The following is a 24,185-nucleotide window of genomic DNA, read 5'->3' on the forward strand; positions in this document are numbered from 1 at the left end:
CCTTACTTCAGTTGGACTCGGGCAGTGGCGTGAACGGTCCGTCGATGACGACGAACTCTGCATTGCCTCTGCCCCCGTATAAGGTCACCCCGAGCGCGCTAGCGGCTGACTGGCAGGCGAAAAAAGGCGCAACTATTGCGATGCCAGGGGGGCTCGTCTAATGCCGTAAACGCCTACCCCATGCCGAATCGGCATGAGATTTTCCAAACAAAACCCACCTCACAGGCGGTTCGAAGGCGACATTTTTGCAGGCATAAGTGCCGTGAACCGGCCATTTCAGCGTCTCTGGGCTTTCTCAGCCGAGGTTGGGGAGCCGTTGAAACGGCGACGCATCGAGACGCGATTCACGAGAGAAATCGTCTCGGTATTCTCCGATATACGGTCAGAGAAAGGGTAAAAAATTGGCGGGAGGAGACAAAATGCCGCATCGCGGGGTCGCTTGCGACACGAAGCTCTACGCAAGTTCGCAAGCCGTGAGGGCTTTGCGAACTTGCGTCACAGCTTTTACCTGACCCGGCCCTTTCGCAGGCACCCCTTGTGCCCGTAGGTCACTCCGACGCATATCCGTCAGAACGTCCCGGCCCCCTGGTCATGCACCGGCCCTCCTCGGGCTGTGCAGCAGAGAAAAGCAGGGCTGCTTTTCCCATTTTCAGAATCAATACCAGTTCGGATCTTTCTTGAGTTGTTCCATTAACAGTTTCTGCATACCTTCATCGGGATTACCGAGGAAACGGTAGTCGGCATGACGGGTCGGCGATTTGTCGGCCGGCAGTCCGGCAGGGACCTCCACCAACATGGCATAGGCCTCGTCCTTGTCGAAACTGAAGGCGACGATCAGACGCTTGCTGCGACACGTGGCCTGGGTTTCACACAGCGGTCCCACCAGGTACTTGTCGCCGTCTTCCTCGACAGCATTCATTTGTTCCGAATCGCCTGACAGGTTCATCACCCATTCGGGCAGGCGCTCTTCTTTTTTGACGACGTGCTGCCAAGTCTCGCGGTATTGCGGGTCCGCCTCCAGCAACTGGTTGACGCGCATCTGTCCGTCATTGGCAGCCATTGCCATGGCACTGCCGCCCAGCAACAGGGCGGCGGCCAGTCCTTTTAAGGAAACGCTCATGGTCAGCCTCGGCCACGGCGGCCAAAGAAGAAGGAAGCAATGAACATCACCAGGAACACGACAAAGAGAATCTTGGCGATGCCCGTGGCGGTGCCTGCGATACCACCGAAGCCCAGTACGGCGGCGATGATGGCAATGATCAGGAAGGTAATTGCCCAGCTCAACATGGTGATTCTCCTTACGCTTTTCTATTTAGTGAGGGTCTTGCAGTGATGGTTCCGGCGCAGTGGACGACCGGTACATCGGGTTAAAACACCCAACGTTCTTCACGCGGCATGTCGGTCACTGGCTGAGCCTGATCGACCTCCATCATGCGCATGGAAGCGGAAGCCTCGGCGACGCTGACGGCGCTGAAATGGGTTTGTGGGGCACGGTGAATCGTCACCTGGGGCGCTTCTGGCTGTTGACGTTCGTGCCAGAGCAACCATTGCTGGCCAATCACGAGCGTGACCAACAATGCCAGGGCAGCCCACAAGCCCTGCTGGATGTTCAAGGAAGAGAGTCGAAACTGGGCGGCACATTGACGATTCATCCTGAAATTCCTCCCCACCCGGGTGTGGTGATCTGGTTGAGGCGCTCTTACGCCACGTTGTCCAGAGCATTGCAGCCGGCGTGCCAGGATTTTTTAAGCGATAAACTCTTTTAAAATCAAACAGTTAATAAATAGATAAGAGACATGGAGAACGCATCCTGCACGATGGTCCGCACGCACGTCGTGCGTATTGCACGAATGGAAGGAAAAAGGCGTAAGGTTGTTTTGGCGTTTCCTGTCAGAAGCAGCCGTCGGAATCAGCGATACGAACCGTCCGACCCGTCCAAATCACAAAAAAAGGAACTCAAATCAGTCTTTTAGGAGTCAGACGTCCACAGGGGCAAGTTCGGTGGGTAATATCCCCTCAGAATCGACCATGCAACTTGCCCGATTTTTCTGACACTAACCAACATCATTCATTAAGGAGCGTAGGAAAAATGGAATCCGCCACTGAGCACCAAGGCCGCATTCTGCTGGTAGACGATGAGTCCGCCATCCTGCGTACGTTCCGTTACTGCCTGGAAGACGAAGGCTATACCGTCGCCACCGCCAACAGCGCCGCCCAGGCCGACACACTGCTGCAACGCCAGGTGTTCGACCTGTGTTTTCTCGACCTGCGCCTGGGGGAAGACAACGGCTTGGATGTGCTGGCACAAATGCGCATCCAGGCGCCCTGGATGCGGGTGGTGATCGTCACCGCCCACTCGGCCGTCGACACCGCGGTCGATGCAATCCAGGCCGGCGCCGCCGATTACCTGGTCAAGCCTTGCAGCCCGGATCAACTGCGCCTGGCCACCGCCAAGCAATTGGAAGTGCGCCAGCTGTCGGCCAGGCTCGAAGCCCTGGAAGGGGAAGTGCGCAAACCCAAGGACGGTCTGGACTCCCACAGCCCGGCGATGAAAGTCGTGCTGGAGACCGCGCGCCAGGTTGCCAGCACCGACGCCAACATCCTGATCCTCGGCGAGTCCGGTACCGGTAAAGGCGAGTTGGCCCGGGCGATCCATGGCTGGAGCAAGCGCGCGAAAAAATCCTGCGTCACCATCAATTGCCCGTCGCTGACCGCCGAATTGATGGAAAGCGAATTGTTCGGCCACAGCCGTGGGGCCTTCACGGGCGCCAGCGAAAGCACCCTGGGACGGGTCAACCAGGCCGACGGCGGCACGCTGTTTCTCGACGAGATAGGCGATTTTCCCTTGACGTTGCAACCCAAGTTACTGCGATTTATCCAGGACAAGGAATATGAGCGGGTAGGGGACCCGGTCACCCGCCGCGCCGACGTGCGGATTCTCGCCGCGACCAACCTCAACCTTGAAGACATGGTGCGCGACGGGCGTTTTCGCGAAGACCTGCTGTATCGCCTGAATGTCATCACCCTGCACCTGCCGCCGTTGCGTGAGCGCGTCGAAGACATCCTGACCCTGGCGGACCGCTTCCTGGCCCGCTTCGTCAAGGAATACGCACGCCCGGCCCGAGGCTTCAGCGACGAGGCGCGCGAAGCGCTGCTTGGCTACCGATGGCCCGGCAACATCCGCGAACTGCGCAACGTGGTCGAGCGCGCCAGCATCATTTGCCCACAGGAAAAAGTCGAAATCAGCCACCTGGGCATGGCCGAGCAGCCAGTCAACAATGCACCGCGCATCGGTGCCGCGTTAAGCCTCGACGAATTGGAAAAAGCCCACATCGGCGCGGTGCTGGCCACGGCCGACACCCTCGACCAGGCGGCCAAGACCCTGGGTATCGATGCTTCCACGCTGTATCGCAAACGCAAGCAGTACAACCTGTGAGCGACACCTTATGAAACTGGCGATGAAGCTGCGCACACGACTGTTTCTCAGCATTTCGGCCCTGATCACCGTGGCCTTGCTGGGGCTGGTACTTGGCTTGGTCAGCGTCATGCAAATGGCCAGTACCCAGGAACAATCGGTACGCGACAACTTCATCCTGCTGGACCTGGGCCTCAAGCTGCGCCAGACCCTCGGCGATCAGTTGATGATCATGCTTGACGACAAGCCCGACCTGGCTGCGCTGGAGGCCTCCAAGCAGCAATACCTGGCGTTGATCGACGAGGGGATTGCCCACGAAAGGAAGCTGGGCGATGCGGCCGTCAGCTTCAGCCGGGCCAAGGCCGACTACGTTGAATTTCTCGAGGCCTTCACCGCGTCTCGCCAACAGCCGAGCCAGATCACGGGCATCAAGGAACTCACGGAAAAATTCAACGTGCTGCGCAATGGGCTGATCAAGGGTTATCGCGAGGCCCTGACCAACATCAGTGAAACCCAGGACCGCGCCCGTGAACGCGCGGTGTGGATTTCCGGGCTGCTGGGTCTGGTGGGGTTGGCGGTGCTGATCATCGGCTTTGTCACGGCCCACGGCCTTGCCCGGCGTTTCGGCGCGCCGATCGAGGCGCTGGCGGCAGCGGCGGATGACATTGGCCAGGGCAATTTCGAGGTCACGCTGCCCATTTCTTCCGCCGCCGAGCTGAATCTGCTGACCCGTCGTTTCGGGGTCATGGCCCAGGCTCTGCGCGAACACCAGGCCACCAATGTCGATGAGTTGCTCGCCGGCCAGCAGCGCTTGCAAGCGGTGCTCGACAGCATCGACGACGGCTTGCTGATGATCGATCGCCAAGGCCAGCTGGAGCACCTCAACCCAGTGGCCCAGCGCCAATTGGGCTGGGATGAGGCGCGGCTGGGCCAAGGGCTGGGCGAGGCGCTGGGACGCCTGGAACTGGATGAAGAATTGCACCTGGTACTGCGGGGTGGAACCCTGGAGCGTGCGCCGGAAGACCTGAGCATCGAGGTCGATGGCGAGTCACGAGTGCTGACCTACAGCCTCACGCCGGTCAGCCATACCCAGGGCCACATCCTCGGCGCGGTCATGGTGCTGCATGACGTGACCGAACAGCGCGCCTTCGAACGGGTTCGCAGCGAGTTCGTCCTGCGTGCTTCCCATGAGCTGCGCACGCCGGTGACGGGCATGCACATGGCGTTCGGCCTGTTGCAGGAGCGCCTGCACTTCCCACCGGAGTCGCGCGAGGCGGACCTGCTCAACACCGTCACCGAAGAAATGCAGCGGCTGATGCAACTGATCAATGACCTGCTGAATTTTTCTCGCTATCAGAACGGCCTGCAAAAGCTGACCCTGGCGCCTTGTTCCATCGACGACCTGTTGGAAGAGGCCCGGCTGCGGTTCGCCGAGCAGGCCCAAGCCCAGGGTATCGAGCTGCTCGTGGCAATCCAGGGCCCGCTGCCGCGGCTGCATGCCGACGCGGCGCAACTGGATCGCGTGCTCGATAACCTGATCGACAACGCCATGCGTCACACCGGCGAGAACGGCCAGATTCGCCTGCAGGCCCGGCGCCATGGCGAGCGGGTGATCATCAGCGTCGAAGACAACGGTGAAGGCATTGCCTACGGCCAGCAGGGACGGATCTTCGAGCCTTTCGTCCAGGTCGGACGCAAGAAAGGGGGCGCCGGCCTCGGCTTGGCGCTGTGCAAGGAGATCGTCCAGCTCCACGGTGGACGCATGGGCGTTTATTCAAGGCCGGGGCAGGGCACGCAGTTCTATATGGCACTGACGGTCTGAGCGCATCCTTTGAGCAAACTCAGGCTTCATCATCGAGACGACGTCCGCGCAGGCGTCGGCCACGGGTAATCAGTTCGATGAGCTGCACCGCACTGAGGGCGTGGGCGAACAACCAGCCCTGGCCAAACTTCACCCCTTCGCTGCTCAAATAAGAGGCCTGCGTCTCATGCTCGATACCCTCGGCGATGACTTTGAGTTGCAGGGCGTGGGCCATGCGAATGATATGCGGCGCCACGCCGCTGCTGGCGGCATCATGGCCCAGGGCATCAATGAAGGCCTTGTCGATTTTCAGGCAGTCCACTGGCAAGGTTTGCAGGTAGGCCAGGCTGCAATAACCGGTGCCAAAATCGTCGATCAGCACCTGATGCCCAACGTCGCGCAACGATTGCAGATTATCCCGGGCGACCAACACATCGATCAGCCCACGCTCGGTCACTTCGAAGGCGATCTGGTGCGCCGAGACCCGATGCAACGCCAGCAGGCGCGCGATCACTTCACCAATACGCGGCACCATCACATCGCAGGCCGCCAGGTTCACCGAGATATACAGCTGCGGATTGGCCCGTAACACCTGACCCAATTGATCAAACAGCCGCTGCAGCACGAAATCGGTGATCTGACGGATCTGACCGGTGTTCTCGGCCATCGGGATAAACAAGTCCGGGCTGGTCAGGGTGCCGTCCGGTCGTCGCCAGCGCAGCAAGGCTTCGGCGCCGACGCAGTTGCGGCTGTCCAAGTCGAAAATCGGCTGGTAAAGCACCTGCAATTCGCCACGCCTGATGGCCCCGTGCAGTTCAGCATCCATGGACTGGCGGTGGCGGGCGAGCAGAAACACCTGGAAACCAATGCCCAGGCCCAGCACCAAGCTGATGGGCAGCATCCACCAGGCACTGTTCGGGACCTTGAAACCTTTGCGTTGGGCGATCAGCACCAGCTGGTATTCCGGGCTGTCGGTGGGCATCCGGTAGATCAGCCGGGTCTGCGTCACCTGCAAAGCATTCCGGCTTTTCGGTGGCCAAGGCTCTGCGGGCGGCCAGTGTTGTTGAGTGCCCAACACGGGAATGGCGCGCTTGCCGTGATCCAGGACCACCAGCAAGCTGCTACCCGGGGGCAGGTCGACCACGTCGGCCAAATGCCCACGGGAGGTGGCCACTCGGAAGTTGCCACGGCCCAGCATTAACGCCGCGCGGTCTTCGTTGGGTTCAGTGGTGGTATTGAGCCAATAGCTGTAGGTCGGACCCCGCAGATCGGGCGGGCGGGTCACCGATAACCTGCTCTGGCGCGGACGATTGGAACAGACGCCACCGCCATCGATATACACCGCTTCATAAACGAAACGGTAATTGAAGCTGACCTCTCGCAAGGTCGCGATCATGTCATCGTCGCAGCCGCGCAACGGCTGGTTTTGCAGGTCGTCGAGACTTTCACGCAATTGCCCGAAGAGCTGCTCCAGCCGCAGCAGAAAGCGCTCGCCCTGGGCATTCATCTGATCGCTTTCACGTTGCTGGATCTGCTGCACGACCACGAACAGACTGCCCGCCAGCAGCAGGACGGTACTCAGGGCAGCCGCCATCATCGCCAGGAACAGGGGGCGATGTAGCCAGCTCTGTAGGGTTTCGCGGGCAGCCGTCATCATCGGTAATCCGAAAGTTACCAATGAGTTATAGCTTCTGATTTGGGTTTGGTCCGATTCGTCGGACGGGCGTCATTATTTTGTCTGGTTGAGCACCTGCAAAATCGCCGCGCTTTGCGCGTCCGGTGTGCCATCGAAGCGGGTCGGCCGGTAGTGCATCTGGAAGGCGGCCAGCACATGGTGTGTGGCCACGTCCCACTCGCCGGTCTGGGGCGTCGGGTAGCCCAGACGGGCCAGCTCGGCCTGGAACCAACTGGCAGGCGGTAGCTGTGTTGCGAAGAAAACCTGCTGGCGTGCGACGGCCTGTTCATCCGGCCACACCCCCAAGCCCGCTTGCGCCAGGCGCTTCCAAGGGAACAGCGGCCCCGGATCGAGCTTGCGCAGGGGCGCGATGTCGCTGTGGCCGATGATGCTGCGTGGGTTGATCCCGTTGCGCTGGATGATGTCCTTGAGCAAAACGGTCAAGGCCTGGACCTGGGCTTCGCTGTAGGGATACCAGAGGCGCCCGGTGGGCGTGTCGACGAAACCCGGATTGACGATTTCGATGCCGATGGAACTGGAATTGAGCCAGGTCCGGCCTTCCCATTCACTTTCCCCGGCGTGCCAGGCGCGGCGACCTTCGTCCACCAATTTGTAGATGGTCGCGTCTTTATCGTCGCCAATCAGGTAATGGGCACTGACTTCGCCATGGGTCAGCAGGGCCAGTGAACGCTCCAGGGACGCAGAGGTGTAATGCACCACCACGAATTGGATGCGGTTGTCGTGGTTGACGGAAGGGTGACTGGTGTCGAGCCGCGGGCCGCTGGTACAGCCGGCCAGGATAAATAGGGCAGTGATGAGCGAAAAGAATTTCATGGCGGAAGGCATTACGCGCTGGAAGTAATGCAACAGTGTAACGTATCGCCCCGCGATGATCCGTTGCACAGGACGATATTAAACAAATTGGAACAATTAGCCCTCAGCCCAGCTCCACGCGGTTGCGCCCGGCATTTTTTGCCCGGTAGAGCGCCTGATCGGCTCTTTTCAGCACCGAATCGCTGTGTTCGCCCGGCTTGAAGGCCGTCATGCCCACCGATACCGTCACCGTGACCGGCTCGCCCTTGAAGTGAAACGGGCAGGCTTCGATGGCCACACGCAGCGCCTCGGCCAGCTTGGCGCCAGCCGCCAGGGGGGTATCCGGCACCAGCAAGACAAACTCCTCGCCACCAAAGCGCGCAATGAAATCGCCGCCACGCAGGCGTTTGCGCAGGACCGAAGCGATCAGTTTCAACACCCGATCACCGGCCAGATGGCCGTAGTTGTCATTGATACGCTTGAAATGATCAAGATCGAGCATGGCCAACAGCAAGCTGTTGCCGTGCTGCTGCCACTGGACGATTTCATGCTCCAGGCGCTCGGACCAGGCGGCGCGGTTGGGCAACCCGGTGAGCGGATCGACCAGCGCTTTTTGCCGCTGCTCCTCGAGATTTTCCCGCACGACCTGGGCGTCCTGCTCCATCAGCGCGACACGATCGGCCAGGCTTTTCAGGCGCATCGAGACTTCCTGTTCGCGTTGATCCCGTTGCTGGCGGTGTTGGTCCATCGTCCCGAGCAAGCCTTCGAGGTGGTTCTCCAGCACCTGCTTGAGGCCTTCCAGGTCATCGGCTTGTTGCACGCTGCTTTGCAGGCCGTCCACCTGTTCGCGAATCTGGGTGTCCATTTCCCGAGAGGCCGACAAGTTGTCGGCGTGGTCTTCACTGGCGGCCTGCAGGCTGCTCTGGAAGGACTCGAGACGATCATTGAGGCGTTGCAGGTACGCTTCGAATTCATGCTGGCCGGTGTCGGTGATGGCCAGCATCAGCACCGCCAGATCATCGAGGATCGGTAGCAATTCGTACCAGTTCAAGCCATTTCGCAGCCGTTCACGCATGGCTTCGGCTTGTGGCCGATGACGCTCGGGCAAGGTCAGGTCGCCCAACAGGCCCAGCAAAGTGTCTTCGATGTGCTTGGCGACCGAGCTGTAGGACGGTTCCGGCGAGTCGGGCAGGGCGTATTGGGCGTCGGCCACATCGGCGGCGGCCAGGGGCTCGCCTGGCTCGGCTTCTGCTGGAGGCGGCGAGGGGTCGGGGAGGGCCTGTGGCACCTCATCGGACCTCAGCTCGTCGGGATTTTCCAGGACGGGTGCCGCTACCGGGAGGTCGTCGGCGGCCACCGCCTGCAATGGGGCAGGCTCGGCGGCTTCGTCCGGCTCGCTGATCGGCGGAGCCACTTCGGCTACAGGTACCGAGACGGGCGTCGGTGCGGGTTCGGTCTGCGGCGTAACCAAATCGACCGGTTCGGGCGTTGCCTCCAACGTGGATGCTTGCTCCGCTACCGACGGTGCTGGTGCTGGTGCTGGTGCTGGTGCTGGTGCTGGTGCTGGTGCTGGTGCTGGTGCGACGGATGCTACGTCAGTTGCCGGCTCAACGGCTACGACAACTGGCAGGGCCGTGTCTGCCGGAGGTGCCACGCTGGCCTGGGCAGGCGCGTGGGGCTGGGGCGTCGCGTCCTCATGGCCTTGGCCACCAAACAACCGTTGCAGCAATCCGGGGCGACTCGGTTCGACAGGGGTGTCCAGGGCACTCAGTGCCTTGCCTTGCAAGCCGCTCAATTCGCTGAGCAGCAGTGGAATCTCCCGGGCCTGGCCAACCCGCTCTTCCAACTGCTTGGAAAATTTCTTCAGGGGCCGGCTGACTTCCTTCGGCAGTGGCAGGCTCTGCAACTGGGCAACCAGGGCCGTCAAAGCGGTGCTCATCTGCTCGATCCGGGTTTCGCGGCGCTGCTCGGAATCGAGTACGGCTTTCTCCAGGCGCGGCAGCAGGGCGGCGAGACCGGCGTCCATGTCATCGGTGCGCACCACTTCGCGCATCTCTTTCATGCATTGGTCGACTGCCCGGTCAGTGCCCTCGGCGGCCAGGGTGCTGCGCACCAGGCCACGACGCAGCAAGTCCAGCCGAGCATCCCAGCGGCGCTCAAGCTTTTCCTGCTGTTCGATACTCTTGAGGTACTTCTCTCTCCAGCGTTCGGCGTCGTCGCTCATTCATCGGATCCGCGAGGGGCAGTACTCAGCACGGGGAATGCATCGGCCGTGAGCGAACCCGGCAAACGAATTTCTACCGCGACCGGCAGGTGATCGGAAATGGGTTGGGCCAACACCTCGACGCGCTCGAGGGTCAGGGTCGGGCTCAACAGGATATGGTCCAGGCAGCGCTGGGGGCGCCAGCTGGGGAATGTCGCTTCCAGTTGTGGTGCGAGCAAGCCGAGATCGCGCAGGGGCGAGGTCTGCAGCAGGTCGGTGGCGTGGGTGTTCATGTCGCCCATCAGTATCTGATGCTTGTAGCCACCGATCAGCTCGCGAATGTACGCCAGTTGCATCGTCCGGGTACGCGCCCCGAGCGCCAGGTGCATCATGACCACAACCAACGCCTCCGGACCTTCGCCGAAACGCGCAAGGATCGCCCCGCGCCCTTTGGGGCCCGGCAGCGGATGATCTTCGATCGCCCACGGGCGCAAGCGACTCAACACACCATTGCTGTGCTGGCCGAGACGGCCGAGGTTGCGATTGAGTTGCTGGTACCAGTAGGGGAAGGCGCCCAATTGGGCCAGGTGTTCCACCTGATTGACGTAGCCTGACCGCAAGCTCCCGCCGTCGGCCTCTTGCAGGGCTACCAGGTCGAAGTCCTTGAGCAGGTCGCCGATCTTCTGCAAGTTACCGGCACGCCCGGTGTGCGGCAGCAAATGTTGCCAGCCGCGGGTGAGGTAATGCCGGTAGCGTTCGGTGCTGATGCCCACCTGGATATTGAAGCTGAGCAGCCGCAAGCGGCTGTCGCCAGGCAGGCCCGTGGACGCGACATGATGCTCGTTGACCCGTGGTTCATGCAGGCCAACGATGCGTTCGGTACTCCAGCGGGCCATGGGCGTGGGCCGCGCTTAGTTGGCGGCAGCCTTGGTGGCCGCTCGCTCTTTGGCGATCAATTGGTCGGCCAGTTGCAGCGCTTGTTCGGCACCACCGGCAGAACCGATGTCAAAGCGGTATTTGCCGTTGACGATCATGGTCGGTACGCCGGTGATTTCGTATTTCTTCGCCAGCTCACGGGCTTTCTTGATCTGGCCCTGGATGGCAAAGGAGTCGAAGGTAGCGAGGAACTTGTCCTTATCAACGCCCTGGGTCGCGAGGAATTCCGCCATGTCTTCTTTCTTGACTAGCTTCTTGCCTTCTTTCTGGATCGCGTTGAAAACCGCCGCGTGAACCTTGTGCTCGACGCCCATGGCTTCGAGGGTCAGGAACATTTGGCCGTGGGCGTCCCATGGGCCGCCGAACATGGCAGGGATGCGGACGAAGTTAACGTCCGACGGCAGCTTCTCGACCCATGGATTGATGACCGGTTCAAAAGCGTAGCAGTGCGGGCAACCGTACCAGAACAGTTCCACGACTTCGATCTTGCCAGGCGCCGCTACAGGAACGGGGTTGGTCAATTCGACATAGGGTGCGGCGGGCTTTTCAGCCGCTTGGGCAGTCATGCCGAACAGGCTGGCGGCGACGAGCGCGGCGCTGATGATCAGATTACGCATGCTTTACTCCTGGACAATGAGGGGGCCTCGCAAGACCTGCTTCTAAGACAGACCGTGGCGGGTGCAAGTTCTCTAGTGTAACGGCAGCGGCCACAAAAAAGGGCGGCCAAAGCCACCCTTTTGATGCTCGCATCGACAGATTAATCGAGCGTTAACGTTGCAAGAGGTGTATCCCCTTGCAACGGCCTTAGTGCAGACCCTGGATGTAGCTGGAGACTGCCGCGATGTCTTCGTCGCTCAGCTTGCGAGCGATGGTGCGCATGGTCATCGCATCGCCGTCATTGGCACGACCGCCTTCTTCCTTGCGGAAATCGGTCAGTTGCTTGGTGATGTACTGGGCATGCTGACCGCCCAGGTGAGGGAAACCGGCAGCCGCGTTGCCTTTGCCATCCGGGGAGTGGCAACCGGTGCAGGCTGGCAGGCCCTTGGCCAGGTCGCCGCCACGGAACAGCGCTTCACCGCGTGCCACGAGCTTCGGATCAGCGGCGCCGACGCTGCCCTTCTGGCTGGCGAAATAGGCCGCGATGTCCGCCAGGTCTTGATCGTTCAGGTTATTCAGCAGGCCGGTCATTTCCAGCACGACACGCTTGCCGTCCTTGATTTCCTTCAACTGCTTGACCAGGTAACGCTCGCCCTGACCCGCCAGTTTCGGAAAGTTGGGCGCCATGCTATTGCCATCCGGGCCGTGGCAGGCCCCGCATACGGCAGCTTTCGCCTGACCGGCAGTAGCATCGCCAGCGGCGTGGGCTACGCCGGATATCCCCAAGGTCAACAGCAGACTCACGATCAGTTTGTTCATCAGCTAATCCAACTACGGCTAAGGGTTAAAGAGTTATGGACCGGGTTTACTCGCTCATCCACTGGATGATGGCTCGGTAATCCTCGGCACTGCAGTCCATGCACAAACCACGCGGCGGCATCGCCTTGAAACCCTGGGTCACGTGTTGCACCAGCGTCTCCATACCTTTCGCCAACCTCGGCGTCCAAGCTTCCTGATCGCCCTTGCGGGGCGCCATGGGGAGTTGGCCGGAATGACAGGCACCACAAACACGGTTGTACACAGCTTCCGGATCCTGTGTAGCCTGAGCGCTGTAAAGCGGCATCAAGACACCGGCAGCTAGCAGCCATTTCGTCATAAAACGACCTTTTCAGGGTTGGGAACGAGCTGCGTTCTAATGCGCAATTTCGGTCGGTCGCTCCCGTGAACTTCATCCTACGCTGGGACAAAGCGCACACAAAATCTGCGGCATTATATACTGGCGTCACTGAAACGGAAACGACACAGCTTGCCGCGTCCATTCCCGACGCCGCCCACATCGGAAATCCCATGCAACTGAAGAACCCCATCCTTGGCCTGTGCCAACAGTCCACCTTCATGCTCAGCGCCGCCAAAGTCGATCAATGCCCAGACGACGAAGGCTTCGAAGTGGCGTTTGCCGGGCGTTCCAACGCCGGCAAATCCAGCGCGCTGAACACCTTGACCCATGCGAGCCTGGCACGCACCTCGAAAACCCCGGGTCGCACGCAGCTCTTGAACTTCTTCAAGCTAGACGATGAACGGCGTTTGGTCGACCTGCCCGGCTACGGTTATGCCAAGGTCCCGATCCCGCTCAAGCAACACTGGCAGCGCCACCTGGAAGCGTACCTGGGCAGCCGCGAGAGTTTGAAAGGCCTGATCCTGATGATGGACATTCGCCATCCGATGACCGACTTCGACCTGTTGATGCTCGATTGGGCGGTCGCCAGCGGCATGCCGATGCACATCCTGTTGACCAAGGCCGACAAGCTCACCTACGGCGCGGCGAAAAATACCTTGCTCAAAGTGCAGTCGGACATTCGCAAGGGCTGGGGCGACGCGATCACTATCCAGCTGTTCTCGGCGCCCAAGCGCATGGGCCTGGAAGAAGCCTACACAGTGCTGGCCGACTGGATGGAATTGGCGGACAAGGGCAGCGACGAGGCCGAATAAGCCAAATCGCAGGCAAAAAAAACCCCGGACTTCTTATGGGGAGGGGGAAGTTCGGGGTCCAAGTTCCGGACCGCTAGGGCGGGGTCCAGATATCTGCCAACACTTAACACAACATAGGAGCATTGAAGGGCTTCACCAGCCATTCAGAATCTCTGAGTGGCGATTCACGGGTTTAGTTCAGATTATTTTTGGAAATAACCTTAGGAATTTTCCGAACTAAATCGGGTGATTCGATGTGGCGAGGGGGATTTATCCCCGCTGGGCTGCGCAGCAGCCCCTCAAAAAAGCTGAATGCAATCAGCTGACACACTGAAGTGAAAGGTCTTAGGGCTGCTGCGCAGCCCAGCGGGGATAAATCCCCTCGCCACAGAGTCCGTTCAATTTCTCTGTTACAACTCAGTGCGCCTCGTCCCAGTTATTGCCCACGCCCACTTCCACCAACAGCGGCACGTCCAGCGTGGCGGCGGTGCTCATGTGCTGGCGGATTTCCTCGCGCACCTGGTCGACCAGGTCTTCACGCACTTCCAGCACCAGTTCGTCGTGGACCTGCAGGATGACCTTCGCATCCAGCCCGGACGTCGTCAGCCAACGGTCCACGGCGACCATGGCTTTCTTGATGATGTCGGCCGCCGTGCCCTGCATCGGCGCGTTGATGGCGGTGCGCTCGGCGCCTTTGCGCAGGGCCGGGTTTTTCGCGTTGATGTCCGGCAGGTACAACCGGCGACCGAAAATGGTTTCGACAAACCCTTGCTCGGCCGCCTGGGCGCGGGTGCGTTCCATGTACGCCAGCACACCCGGGTAGCGAGTGAAGTAGCGGTCGATGTAAGCCTGGGACTGCTTGCGATCAACGCCGATCTGCTTGGCCAGGCCGAACGCGCTCATGCCATAGATCAAGCCGAAGTTGATCGCCTTGGCGCTGCGGCGCTGGTCATGGGTGACGGCTTCCAGCTCGACGCCGAACACCTCGGCGGCCGTGGCCCGGTGCACGTCCAGGTCGTTGCGAAATGCGTGGAGCAGCCCTTCATCCTTGGCCAGGTGCGCCATGATCCGCAGCTCGATCTGCGAATAATCCGCCGCCAGCAGCTTGTAGCCTTTCGGCGCGACGAACGCCTGGCGGATGCGTCGGCCTTCGGCCGTGCGAATCGGGATGTTCTGCAGGTTCGGGTCGATGGACGATAGGCGCCCGGTCGCGGCGACGGCCTGCTGGTAATTGGTGTGGACGCGGCCGGTACGGCTGTTGATCTGTTCCGGCAGGCGATCGGTGTAAGTGCTCTTGAGCTTGCTCAGGGAGCGGTACTGCATCAGCACCTTGGGCAGCGGGTAATCCTGCTCCGCCAGCTCGGCGAGCACCGCTTCGGCAGTGGACGCCTGGCCCTTGGCGGTTTTGCTGAGCACCGGCAAACCGAGCTTTTCGTACAGGATCACGCCCAATTGCTTCGGCGAACCCAGGTTGAATTCCTCACCGGCGATGGCAAACGCCTCACGCTCCAACGCCACCAGTTTTTCGCCCAACTCGACGCTCTGTACGCCCAGCAGGTTGGCATCCACCAACGCACCCTGGCGCTCGATGCGCGCCAGGACCGGCATCAGCGGCATTTCGATGTCGTTGAGCACCGGGCCGAGGCTTGGCGTGGCGGCCAGTTTTTCCTGCAAGGCCTGGTGCAGGCGGAAGGTCACGTCGGCGTCTTCGGCGGCGTAAGGGCCGGCCAGTTCCAGGGAGATCTGGTCGAAGGTCAGTTGCTTGACCCCTTTGCCCGCGATGTCCTGGAAATCGGTCTTACTCTGGCCCAGGTACTTGAGCGCCAGGCTGTCCATGTCATGGCGGGTCGCGGTGGAGTCCAGCACATAGGATTCGAGCATGGTGTCGAAAGCGATGCCCTGGACCAGAATGCCATTGTCCTGGTCGCCACCAATGGCGCAGTTGGCCAGAATGTTGGTTTCGAACTTGGCGTGCTGGCCGACCTTGAGCTTGTTCGGGTTTTCCAGCAGTGGCTTGAGCGCCTTGAGCACCGTGTCGCGGTCCAGTTGTTCCGGCACGCCCATGTAGGAATGGGTCAGCGGAATGTAGGCCGCTTCGAAAGGGGCCACGGCGAACGACAAGCCCACCAGTTGCGAATGCTGGGCATCGCCGCCGTTGGTTTCGGTGACAAAGGCAAACAGCGGCGCTTTGTCCAGTTTCGCCAGCCACGCCTCGAAGCGCGCCTGATCGAGAATGACCTCGTACTTGGCTTCGGCGCCGCCGGGCTGTTCTTCGGCAACTTCGACGATCTCCTGGCCGGCACGCTTGGCGTCGCGCTGGTTTTCTTCGAACCAGCTCTTGAATTCCAGCAGGGTATACAGCTCGGCGAGCTTCTCGTGATCCGGTTGGCCCATTTGCAGATCATCGAGGCCGACGTCCAACGGCACGTCGACCTTGATCGTCGCCAGCTCATAGGAAAGGAACGCCATTTCCTTGTGCTCTTCAAGCTTGGCGGCCAGGGTCTTGGCGCCACGAATGGGCAGGGTGGCGACGATGTCCAGTTGCGCATACAGCTCGGTCAGGCCGCCATTGACGCCTACCAACAGGCCAGATGCGGTCTTCGGCCCGATACCCGGAACGCCCGGGATGTTGTCGGACGAATCGCCCATCAACGCCAGGTAATCGATGATCTGCTCTGGAGCGACGCCAAACTTCTCCTTCACGCCAGCCACGTCCAGGGCGCTACCGGTCATGGTATTGACCAAGGTAATGTGCCCGTCGACCAACTGCGCCATGTCCTTGTCGCCGGTGGAGATCACCACCGGACGGTCGGCCGCCGCGCTGCTGCGGGCCAGGGTACCGATCACGTCATCGGCTTCGACGTTGTCCACGCACAGCAGCGGGAAGCCCAGGGCCTTGACGCTGGCATGCAGCGGCTCGATCTGCACGCGCATATCGTCGGGCATGCTTGGGCGGTTGGCCTTGTATTCGGCGTACAGCGCATCGCGAAATGTCCCACCCTTGGCGTCGAACACCACGGCGAACGGACTGTCCGGATACTGCTTGCGCAGGCTCTTGAGCATGTTCAACACGCCCTTGACCGCACCGGTCGGCAGGCCTTTGGACGTGGTCAGCGGTGGCAGCGCGTGAAAGGCGCGGTACAGATAAGAAGAACCGTCCACCAGGACGAGGGGGGCTTGGCTCATGAGCAGGATCAACCTTTTCGGCGGGTCCGGGGCTAGAATAGCGGGACCGTTGACGACAAAGGGACAAGGTTATCATGCGTACACTAAATCGCCTGTTACTGGCTGGCTTGTTTGCATTCACCCCGTTGGCCGTCATGGCGGCGGACGACGCACCCTCGGCGGACCCGGACGTCACCATCCGCACCGAAGGGGATAGAACCATTCAGGAGTATCGGCAAAACGGCTTTTTGTACGCGATCAAGGTCACGCCCAAGAACGGCAAGCCTTATTTCCTGGTACGCGCCGATGGCACTGATGCAAACTTCATCCGCTCGGACCAGCCGGATATGCTGATCCCTTCGTGGAAAATCTTTGAGTGGTAGTACCGCTCTGCACTTCAACCGGCGCCCGCTGAAGGGCGCCCGTACTGGCAGTTTTAACCATGTCTGTGTTCACGCCCCTGGCTCGGCCCGAGCTGGAAACCTTTCTCGCCCCTTACGGGCTTGGCCGTCTGCTTGATTTCCAGGGGATCGCCGCTGGCAGCGAAAACACCAATTTCTTTATCAGCCTGGAGCAGGGCGAATTCGTCCTGACCCTGGTCGAGCGCGGCCCGGTGCAGGAAATGCCGTTCTTCATCGAACTGCTGGACGTGCTGCACGACGCCGACCTGCCGGTGCCTTACGCCTTGCGCACCACCGACGGCGTCGCGCTGCGGGAACTGGCGGGCAAACCGGCGCTGTTGCAACCGCGCCTGGCCGGCAAGCACATCAAACAGGCCAACGCCCAGCATTGCGCCCAGGTCGGGGAATTGCTGGCGCATCTGCACTTGGCGACCCGCGACAACATGATCAAGCGCAAGACCGATCGCGGCCTGGACTGGATGCAGGAGGAGGGCGCCAAGCTGCTCTCGCACCTCGACGCAGAGGCGCGCCAGTTGCTCGAGGCGGCGCTGGATGAAATCGCCCGGCAGAAGGTTGGCATCCTGGCGCTGCCACGCGCCAACATCCACGCCGATCTGTTCCGCGACAATGCGATGTTCGAAGGCACGCACCTGACCGGCTTGATCGACTTCTACAACGCCTGCTCCGGGCCGATGCTGTATGACGTCGCCATCGCCTTGAATGACTGGTGCTCGGATGACGACGGCGTGCTCGATGGTGCCAGGGCGCGAGCGTTGCTGGGTGCCTATGCGGCGTTGCGGCCGTTCACCGCCGCCGAGGCCGAGCTATGGCCGACCATGCTGCGCGTGGCGTGCGTGCGGTTCTGGCTGTCGCGGTTGATCGCCGCCGAGTCGTTTGCCGGGCAGGATGTGTTGATTCACGATCCGATGGAGTTCCAGCAGCGATTGGCGCAGCGGCAGACGGTTCATGCGTTGTTGCCTTTCGCCCTTTAAACAGCATCGCGGGCAAGCCTTGCTCCCACAGGCGTAAGTGATTTTTCTGTGGGAGCATGGCTTGCCCGCGATGGGAGCGCCGCCAATCCAAGCGTTACAGCGACTCCAGGCACCCCGCCAAATCATTCCCCAACTTCTCCAACAACTGCTCATACCCCTGCGCCGTCGCCGGGGTGTAGCCGCCCAGTGCATCCAGCTCCGCCAACTTCACCGGCAACCCGGCCACCAGGGTTTCGGCCAGGCGCGGGCGCAGGGGCGGTTCGCTGAACACGCAGGTCTTGCCCACCGCTTGCAAGCGCGTGCGCATCGCCGCCACATGCTGGGCGCCGGGCTGGACTTCGGCGGCCACGGCGAATACCCCGGCGTGCTTGAGGCCGTAGTTGTCTTCAAAATAGTCGAACGCTTCGTGGAACACGAAATACGGTTTGCCCGCGACCCCGGCCAGGCGCGTCTTGAGGCGCGTGTCCAAGGCGTCGAGACGCTGGTTGAAGGCCGTGAGGTTGCTTTGATAGCGGGCCGCGTTCGCTGGATCCGCCGCGCTCAGGTCCGTCGCCATTTTGGCAGCGATCACCCGCGCATTGTGCGGCGATAGCCACAGGTGGGCATCCACGGTGCCGGGGCGATGGTCGTGATCGTGTTCATCGTCGCCATGGTCATGATCCTCGTGGGAGGCGCTGTCCTGGGCGAAGTGACGCAACTTGAGCCCCGGCAGATCCTGCACCGCAACGGAGGGCAGGGTACGACCGTTCAACACCCGCGGTAGGAAACCTTCCATGTCAGGCCCAATCCAGTACAGCAGGTCCACCGACTGCACCTTGCGAACATCCGAGGGCCGCAACGCATAGTGATGCGGCGAAGCCCCTGGCGGCAGCAACACCTCTGGAACGGCTACGCCGTCCTGCACGGCGGCGGCAATCAACTGCAACGGCTTGATGCTGGTGAGGACCTTGACGTCGGCCTGAGCCGGGCCGATCAGTAGAAAACTTGCGACAAAAGCGACAAAGAGCGAAAAAAATCGGGACACGATGACCACTCGTAGAGGCGAGAACGGGTAACATAATAACGTCTCTCACTGAACTCGTCGCTGCCCATGCCTATTACACCCCTTGCCAGTCGCCCCCACGACCACTCCCACTGCGTGCACAGCGCGCTGTCCGAGGCCGACGCCATCTGCGCGCGCCAAGGGTTGCGCCTGACCGCCCTGCGTCGGCGCGTGCTGGAATTGGTCTGGCAGAGCCACAAGCCGCTGGGCGCCTACGACATCCTCGCCGTACTCAGCGAGCAGGACGGCCGCCGCGCCGCGCCGCCAACGGTCTATCGGGCGCTGGATTTCCTCTTGGAAAACGGCCTGGTGCATCGTATTTCTTCGCTGAACGCCTTCGTCGGTTGCAACCATCCCGAGCACGCCCACCAGGGCCAGTTCCTGATCTGCCGCGAATGCCACGCCGCCATCGAGCTGGAACAGAAGTCCATCAGCGATGCGATCATCACCAGCGCCAAGGAGGTCGGCTTCGTGGTCGACACCCAGACCGTCGAAGTGGTGGGTCTGTGCTCCGGCTGCCAGGGGGCCTGATGAGCAACGCGCTGATCCGCCTCGAGCAGGTGGCCGTGACGTTCGCCGGACAGAACGTGCTGGACAACATTCACCTGAGCGTCGAGCCGGGGCAGATCGTGACCTTGATCGGCCCCAACGGCGCCGGCAAGACCACTCTGGTGCGCGCCGTACTGGGTTTGCTCAAGCCCGACAGCGGCAGCGTCTGGCGCAAGCCCAAGTTGCGCGTCGGCTACATGCCGCAAAAACTTCACGTCGATCCGACGCTGCCGCTGTCGGTGCTGCGCTTCCTGCGCCTGGTGCCGGGGGTGGACCGCGCACGGGCCTTGGCCGCGCTCAACGAAGTCGGCGCCGAGCAAGTGATCGACAGCCCGGTGCAAAGCGTGTCCGGGGGCGAGATGCAGCGTGTGCTGCTGGCCCGCGCCCTGTTGCGCGAGCCGGAATTGTTGGTGCTCGACGAGCCGGTGCAAGGGGTCGATGTGGCGGGTCAGGCCGAGTTGTACAGCCTGATCACGCGCCTGCGCGACCGCCATGGCTGCGGCGTGCTGATGGTGTCCCACGATTTGCACCTGGTGATGAGCACCACCGACCAGGTGGTCTGCCTCAACCGCCACGTCTGCTGTTCCGGGCATCCCGAACAGGTCAGCGGCGATCCGGCTTTCGTCGAGCTATTCGGAAAAAACGCACAAAGCCTGGCGATTTATCACCACCACCATGACCACGCCCATGACCTGCATGGCTCGGTGGTCAGCGCCCCTTCCGCTTCCAATCATGTTCATGGAGATGGCTGCAAGCATGGCTGATTTTCTGTTTTACGCCCTGCTCGCAGGCCTGGCACTCGCCCTGGTCGCCGGCCCCTTGGGTTCGTTCGTGGTCTGGCGGCGCATGGCCTATTTCGGCGACACCTTGTCCCACGCGGCGTTGCTCGGCGTGGCCCTGGGGTTTCTGCTGGATGTCAGCCCGGCGGTGGCAGTGACCGTCGGTTGCCTGTTGTTGGCGGTGGTGCTGGTGACCTTGCAACACCGCCAGCCGCTGGCGTCCGACACGCTGCTGGGTATTTTGGCCCCGAGCACCCTGTCCCTCGGGCTGGTGGTACTAAGCTTCATGCATGACGTGCGGATCGACCTGATGGCCTATCTGTTCGGCGACCTGCTGGCGATCAGCCCGACGGACCTGTCTTGGATCCTGGGCGGTAGCGCGGCGGTGCTGCTGTTGCTGGTGGCGCTCTGGCGGCCATTGCTGGCCGTTACCGTGCACGAAGAGCTGGCCCGGGTCGAAGGCTTGCCCGTGCTGGGTTTACGGTTGGCGCTGATGCTGCTGATTGCGGTGGTCATCGCCGTGGCGATGAAAATCGTCGGTGTGTTACTGATTACGTCATTGCTGATCATTCCAGCGGCTGCGGCACAGCGTCACGCCCGCTCACCCGAGCAGATGGCCCTGGGCGCGAGCCTGCTGGGCATGCTTGCAGTGTGTGGTGGGCTGGCACTTTCCTGGTTCAAGGACACCCCGGCCGGCCCGTCGATCGTGGTCAGCGCCGCTGCGTTGTTTCTGCTGAGTTTTGTCCTGCCTCGTCGAGGGGTGTAGACTTGCTCGCTTTTTGCGCAAATAGAGAGTCGCAGGAATGAAGCCGTTCGCCTCCCGTTATCTGCTCCTTGTCGCATTTTCCCTGCTGCTGGGCGCGTGCCAGAGTACACCGCCGGTCACCCAGGCTCCCGATACGCGGGGCCCGGCCATCGCACAGCTCGAGCAAAGCCTGGCCAGCAATGAGCTGGCCACCGCCGAAGGCCAGTTGGCCGCCGTGCAAGCCCAGTCGCCGGAAGACCGGTCGCTGGAACCTTACCAGCGGCAACTGGCCGAGGCGTATTTGCGCCGCAGCCAGATCGACTTGCAAAAAGGCGACGTCAATGCCGCCGCCACTGCCCTGAGCCGCGCCCGAGCACTGATGCCCAAGGCCCCGGCCCTCACCGGCGAGGTCAACAGCGCCATTGCCGAGGCCCGCAAGGCCGAGCTGGAAAAAGCCGAGGCCGACCTCAAGGCGGCCGAAGCCAAACCGGTCGCCAAAGTGATCGACCCAAGCGCCCCCAGCACCACGGTTGCCCTCAACCTCGCCGATATACAGCAAATGCGCCGACAACTGGATGCCATCGCCGCTGATGTGGTGAATTATCAGTGTGACGTCAGCATCCAGGCGCCGCGCACCGATGACTATCCATGGTTGGCGACGTTGCTGACCAAGCGGGTCAAGAAGCTGGACCCTGGGTTTGATCTGAAGCTGCAGAAGCAGATTTTGCGCAGTGTGCCGGCCCAGGTCGTGCTGACTCCTCGCAAGCCCTAAAAGCATCGCGGGCAAGCTCCCACAGGTTAATTCGATCTCCTGTGGGAGCAAGGCTTGCCCGCGATAGCGTCCTATCAGCAACAAAGCGCTTTCAGACAACCCTCAAGCCGGAATAGCCTTCGCCTTCGGCTCCCGCGCCCAAACCCGATGCTGAGCAATCGCCGCAAAAAACCGCGAAAAACCGCTCGCATCCGCGTCTTCGATCAACCCCGCATCCACCTCCAGCTTCAACTCCACCAACAACTGCCGGGCCTCACCATGAAGCCCAATGGCTTTCAGATGCTTGTAGGCCTCCAGCACGTAATGCAACGCCACGCCGTCGCGACTCAAGGCCTTGATCGACTCCGCGCCACCCGGTACGAATACCGCGTCAAAGGCAATCGACGGCAAGCCTTCCATGGACGCATCTACCGCCAACGTCTGCCCATCGGCGGTGGTCACCGGCGCCGAAGTCGGCCCCAGCACTTTGGCGTGAGCGCCTTCTGCCTTCAGGGCCTGCTTGAGGGCATCGATGATCGCCCCGTCGACACCATTGGCCACCAACACCGCCACTTTGCGCGTCTTGATGTCGCCGGACAGCAGGTTCGCCTGGCTCAAGGCCGGGGATTGCTCCAGCGAAGGCGTCGGAACATCGACGGTACCTGCGGTCGGTGCCGGCAAGCCGAGGTTTTTCGCTACCCGCCCAGCCAGGTCCAAGTCGATGTTGGCGAGGATCTCATTCACCTGCCGCTTCCGGATGAACTCCCGCTCCACCTTGCCCAGCTCGAAGCTGTAGGCGGCGATGATGTGCTCTTTTTCGTGGGGGCTCATGCTGTTGTAGAACAGCCGCGCCTGGGAGAAATGGTCACCGAACGAATCGCTGCGTTGGCGGATCTTGTAGGCGTCGATACGCTCTGGATAACTTTCGAAGCCGCCGTCCTCCGGGCCGGGCGGGGTTTCCTTCGGCCAACCACCGTCGATGGAGTTCGGCTCGTAGGACGTGCGCCCCTTGTCGATGGTGCTGCGGTGCATGCCGTCACGCTGGCCGTTGTGCACCGGGGTGATCGCCCGGTTGATTGGCAGCTCATGAAAATTCGGCCCACCGAGTCGGCTGATTTGCGTATCGGTGTAGGAAAACAGCCGACCTTGCAGCAGCGGATCGTTGGAAAAATCGATGCCCGGCACGATATGCCCGGGGCAGAACGCAACTTGCTCGACTTCGGCGAAAAAATTGTCCGGGTTACGGTTCAGCACCATCTTGCCCAGGGGCGTGATGGGCACCAGCTCCTCGGGAATGATCTTGGTCGGGTCGAGCAGGTCGAAGTCGAAGTTGTGCTCGTCTTCCTCGGCAACGATCTGCACGCCGAACTCCCATTCCGGGTAGTCGCCCATCTCGATCGACTCCCAAAGATCGCGACGGTGATAGTCCGTATCTTTACCCGCCAGCTTCTGGGCTTCGTCCCACACCAATGAACAGGTGCCGACGGTAGGGCGCCAGTGGAATTTGACGAAACTGCTTTTGCCTTCGGCGTTGATCATGCGGAAGGTGTGCACCCCAAACCCCTGCATGGCGCGCAGGCTTTTGGGAATGGCCCGGTCGGACATCGCCCAGATCACCATGTGGGCCGATTCCGGCACCAGCGAGACGAAATCCCAGAACGTGTCGTGGGCCGAACCGCCTGTAGGAATTTCGTTATGGGGCTCGGGTTTTACGGCGTGGACGAAGTCAGGAAATTTGATCGCATCCTGGATGAAAAACACCGGCATGTTATTGCCCACCAGGTCGAAGTTGCCTTCGTCGGTGAAGAACTTCACTGCAAAACCACGCACATCCCGCACCGTGTCGCCGGAACCCCGTGGGCCTTGCACAGTGGAAAAACGCACGAACACCGGGGTTTTCTTGCTCGGGTCTTGTAGGAAACCGGCCTTGGTCAATGCTGAATGCGCTTCATAGCTCTGGAAGTAGCCATGGGCGCCGGTCCCGCGGGCGTGGACGATGCGTTCCGGGATGCGCTCATGGTCAAAGTGCGTGATTTTTTCACGCATGATGAAGTCTTCCAGCAGCGAGGGACCGCGAGCGCCGACACGAAGGGTATTCTGGTTATCGGCGATTTTCACGCCTTGGTTAGTGCGCAACGCCTGCTCGGTGGCGTCGGAGCGAAACTGTTCCAGGCTTTCGAGCTTGGCGTTGGTGTTGCCGCGATCCAGGGTGTCGGTCCCGGCCAGTTGGCTCTTGTTGACCGTGGGCTTTTCGGTACTCATCAGGCATAACTCCTCTTTGCGATCCCCGCCGTGGCCAGGACTCTTGAGTTCGATACCGCAGGTTGGTACCTGGGCATTTTCGAGTTGCTTA

Annotated in this window: 22 protein-coding genes; 9 read left to right on the forward strand and 13 right to left on the reverse strand. The window is 61.3% G+C overall.

Annotated features, from left to right (window positions below; all coding sequences use genetic code 11):
• Positions 1–655 precede the first annotated feature (655 nt).
• From AB4N80_RS04995 to AB4N80_RS05005, 3 genes are all read right to left on the reverse strand, one after another.
• On the reverse strand, positions 656–1,120 hold the full coding sequence (locus tag AB4N80_RS04995) for an inhibitor of vertebrate lysozyme family protein (protein ID WP_122567719.1): 465 nt from the start codon (positions 1,118–1,120) through the stop codon (positions 656–658).
• Between the two features lie 2 nt (positions 1,121–1,122).
• Positions 1,123–1,287, reverse strand: a complete 165-nt coding sequence (locus AB4N80_RS05000) for a DUF1328 domain-containing protein (RefSeq protein ID WP_003177151.1) — start codon at positions 1,285–1,287, stop codon at positions 1,123–1,125.
• Between the two features lie 80 nt (positions 1,288–1,367).
• Entirely contained in the window at positions 1,368–1,652 is a 285-nt protein-coding gene (locus tag AB4N80_RS05005) for a hypothetical protein (RefSeq protein WP_122567718.1), read from the reverse strand.
• Between the two features lie 437 nt (positions 1,653–2,089).
• Here AB4N80_RS05005 and algB point away from each other — a divergent pair, with 437 nt between their 5' ends.
• Together algB and AB4N80_RS05015 are read left to right on the forward strand one after the other, a co-directional pair.
• The gene (gene algB, locus AB4N80_RS05010) at positions 2,090–3,436 is read left to right on the forward strand and encodes a sigma-54-dependent response regulator transcription factor AlgB (protein ID WP_460080969.1); all 1,347 of its coding nucleotides are present in this window, start codon (positions 2,090–2,092) and stop codon (positions 3,434–3,436) included.
• A 10-nt stretch (positions 3,437–3,446) separates the two neighbouring features.
• On the forward strand, positions 3,447–5,237 hold the full coding sequence (locus tag AB4N80_RS05015; protein WP_460080971.1) for an ATP-binding protein: 1,791 nt from the start codon (positions 3,447–3,449) through the stop codon (positions 5,235–5,237).
• Positions 5,238–5,256: 19 nt separating this feature from the next.
• Here the strand turns inward: AB4N80_RS05015 and AB4N80_RS05020 are convergent, their stop codons facing one another.
• The 7 genes from AB4N80_RS05020 to AB4N80_RS05050 form a co-directional block, all read right to left on the reverse strand.
• Positions 5,257–6,870 (reverse strand): EAL domain-containing protein, encoded by a 1,614-nt coding sequence (locus tag AB4N80_RS05020; RefSeq protein WP_460083011.1) that lies wholly within the window; start codon positions 6,868–6,870, stop codon positions 5,257–5,259.
• Positions 6,871–6,945: 75 nt separating this feature from the next.
• On the reverse strand, positions 6,946–7,725 hold the full coding sequence (locus AB4N80_RS05025; RefSeq protein ID WP_122567716.1) for an N-acetylmuramoyl-L-alanine amidase: 780 nt from the start codon (positions 7,723–7,725) through the stop codon (positions 6,946–6,948).
• A gap of 103 nt (positions 7,726–7,828) precedes the next feature.
• A complete protein-coding gene (locus tag AB4N80_RS05030) occupies positions 7,829–9,928 on the reverse strand; it encodes a GGDEF domain-containing protein (protein WP_460080975.1) in 2,100 nt (699 codons plus the stop codon).
• Positions 9,925–10,803 carry an endonuclease/exonuclease/phosphatase family protein gene (locus AB4N80_RS05035; protein WP_122567714.1) on the reverse strand — a complete coding sequence of 293 codons (879 nt, stop codon included), beginning with the start codon at positions 10,801–10,803 and terminating at the stop codon, positions 9,925–9,927. Before AB4N80_RS05035 ends, AB4N80_RS05030 begins: the two co-directional genes overlap by 4 nt.
• 15 nt (positions 10,804–10,818) lie before the next feature.
• A complete protein-coding gene (locus AB4N80_RS05040) occupies positions 10,819–11,460 on the reverse strand; it encodes a thiol:disulfide interchange protein DsbA/DsbL (RefSeq protein WP_305468986.1) in 642 nt (213 codons plus the stop codon).
• A gap of 187 nt (positions 11,461–11,647) precedes the next feature.
• Positions 11,648–12,259, reverse strand: coding sequence for a c-type cytochrome (locus AB4N80_RS05045; RefSeq protein WP_305468984.1), 612 nt, complete (start codon positions 12,257–12,259; stop codon positions 11,648–11,650).
• A gap of 46 nt (positions 12,260–12,305) precedes the next feature.
• On the reverse strand, positions 12,306–12,596 hold the full coding sequence (locus AB4N80_RS05050; protein ID WP_003196231.1) for a c-type cytochrome: 291 nt from the start codon (positions 12,594–12,596) through the stop codon (positions 12,306–12,308).
• 191 nt (positions 12,597–12,787) lie between these two features.
• On the opposite strand from AB4N80_RS05050, the gene yihA reads away from it, so the two are divergent.
• Positions 12,788–13,429 carry a ribosome biogenesis GTP-binding protein YihA/YsxC gene (gene yihA, locus AB4N80_RS05055; protein ID WP_122567711.1) on the forward strand — a complete coding sequence of 214 codons (642 nt, stop codon included), beginning with the start codon at positions 12,788–12,790 and terminating at the stop codon, positions 13,427–13,429.
• 396 nt (positions 13,430–13,825) lie between these two features.
• On the opposite strand, the gene polA is transcribed toward yihA, so the two are convergent.
• On the reverse strand, positions 13,826–16,594 hold the full coding sequence (gene polA / locus AB4N80_RS05060) for a DNA polymerase I (protein WP_122567710.1): 2,769 nt from the start codon (positions 16,592–16,594) through the stop codon (positions 13,826–13,828).
• Positions 16,595–16,668: 74 nt separating this feature from the next.
• On the opposite strand from polA, the gene AB4N80_RS05065 reads away from it, so the two are divergent.
• Together AB4N80_RS05065 and AB4N80_RS05070 are read left to right on the forward strand one after the other, a co-directional pair.
• The gene (locus AB4N80_RS05065) at positions 16,669–16,956 is read left to right on the forward strand and encodes a DUF2782 domain-containing protein (RefSeq protein WP_122567709.1); all 288 of its coding nucleotides are present in this window, start codon (positions 16,669–16,671) and stop codon (positions 16,954–16,956) included.
• Between the two features lie 59 nt (positions 16,957–17,015).
• Positions 17,016–17,966, forward strand: a complete 951-nt coding sequence (locus AB4N80_RS05070; protein WP_122567708.1) for a homoserine kinase — start codon at positions 17,016–17,018, stop codon at positions 17,964–17,966.
• A gap of 94 nt (positions 17,967–18,060) precedes the next feature.
• Here the strand turns inward: AB4N80_RS05070 and znuA are convergent, their stop codons facing one another.
• Positions 18,061–18,990, reverse strand: a complete 930-nt coding sequence (znuA, locus tag AB4N80_RS05075) for a zinc ABC transporter substrate-binding protein ZnuA (protein WP_122567707.1) — start codon at positions 18,988–18,990, stop codon at positions 18,061–18,063.
• 66 nt (positions 18,991–19,056) lie between these two features.
• On the opposite strand from znuA, the gene zur reads away from it, so the two are divergent.
• The 4 genes from zur to AB4N80_RS05095 are packed head-to-tail and all read left to right on the forward strand — an operon-like array spanning position 19,057 to position 21,853.
• Entirely contained in the window at positions 19,057–19,539 is a 483-nt protein-coding gene (zur, locus tag AB4N80_RS05080; protein WP_122567706.1) for a zinc uptake transcriptional repressor Zur, read from the forward strand.
• A complete protein-coding gene (gene znuC, locus AB4N80_RS05085; RefSeq protein ID WP_122567705.1) occupies positions 19,539–20,321 on the forward strand; it encodes a zinc ABC transporter ATP-binding protein ZnuC in 783 nt (260 codons plus the stop codon). The genes zur and znuC overlap by 1 nt, the downstream gene beginning before the upstream one ends.
• On the forward strand, positions 20,314–21,102 hold the full coding sequence (gene znuB, locus AB4N80_RS05090) for a zinc ABC transporter permease subunit ZnuB (RefSeq protein WP_122567704.1): 789 nt from the start codon (positions 20,314–20,316) through the stop codon (positions 21,100–21,102). Before znuC ends, znuB begins: the two co-directional genes overlap by 8 nt.
• Before the next feature lie 37 nt (positions 21,103–21,139).
• Positions 21,140–21,853 (forward strand): PA5502 family lipoprotein, encoded by a 714-nt coding sequence (locus AB4N80_RS05095; RefSeq protein ID WP_122567703.1) that lies wholly within the window; start codon positions 21,140–21,142, stop codon positions 21,851–21,853.
• Positions 21,854–21,955: 102 nt separating this feature from the next.
• On the opposite strand, the gene katE is transcribed toward AB4N80_RS05095, so the two are convergent.
• A complete protein-coding gene (katE, locus tag AB4N80_RS05100; RefSeq protein ID WP_240998494.1) occupies positions 21,956–24,094 on the reverse strand; it encodes a catalase HPII in 2,139 nt (712 codons plus the stop codon).
• Between the last annotated feature and the right edge of the window lie 91 nt (positions 24,095–24,185).

It is taken from the genome of Pseudomonas sp. H3_A02 (genome assembly GCF_054671965.1).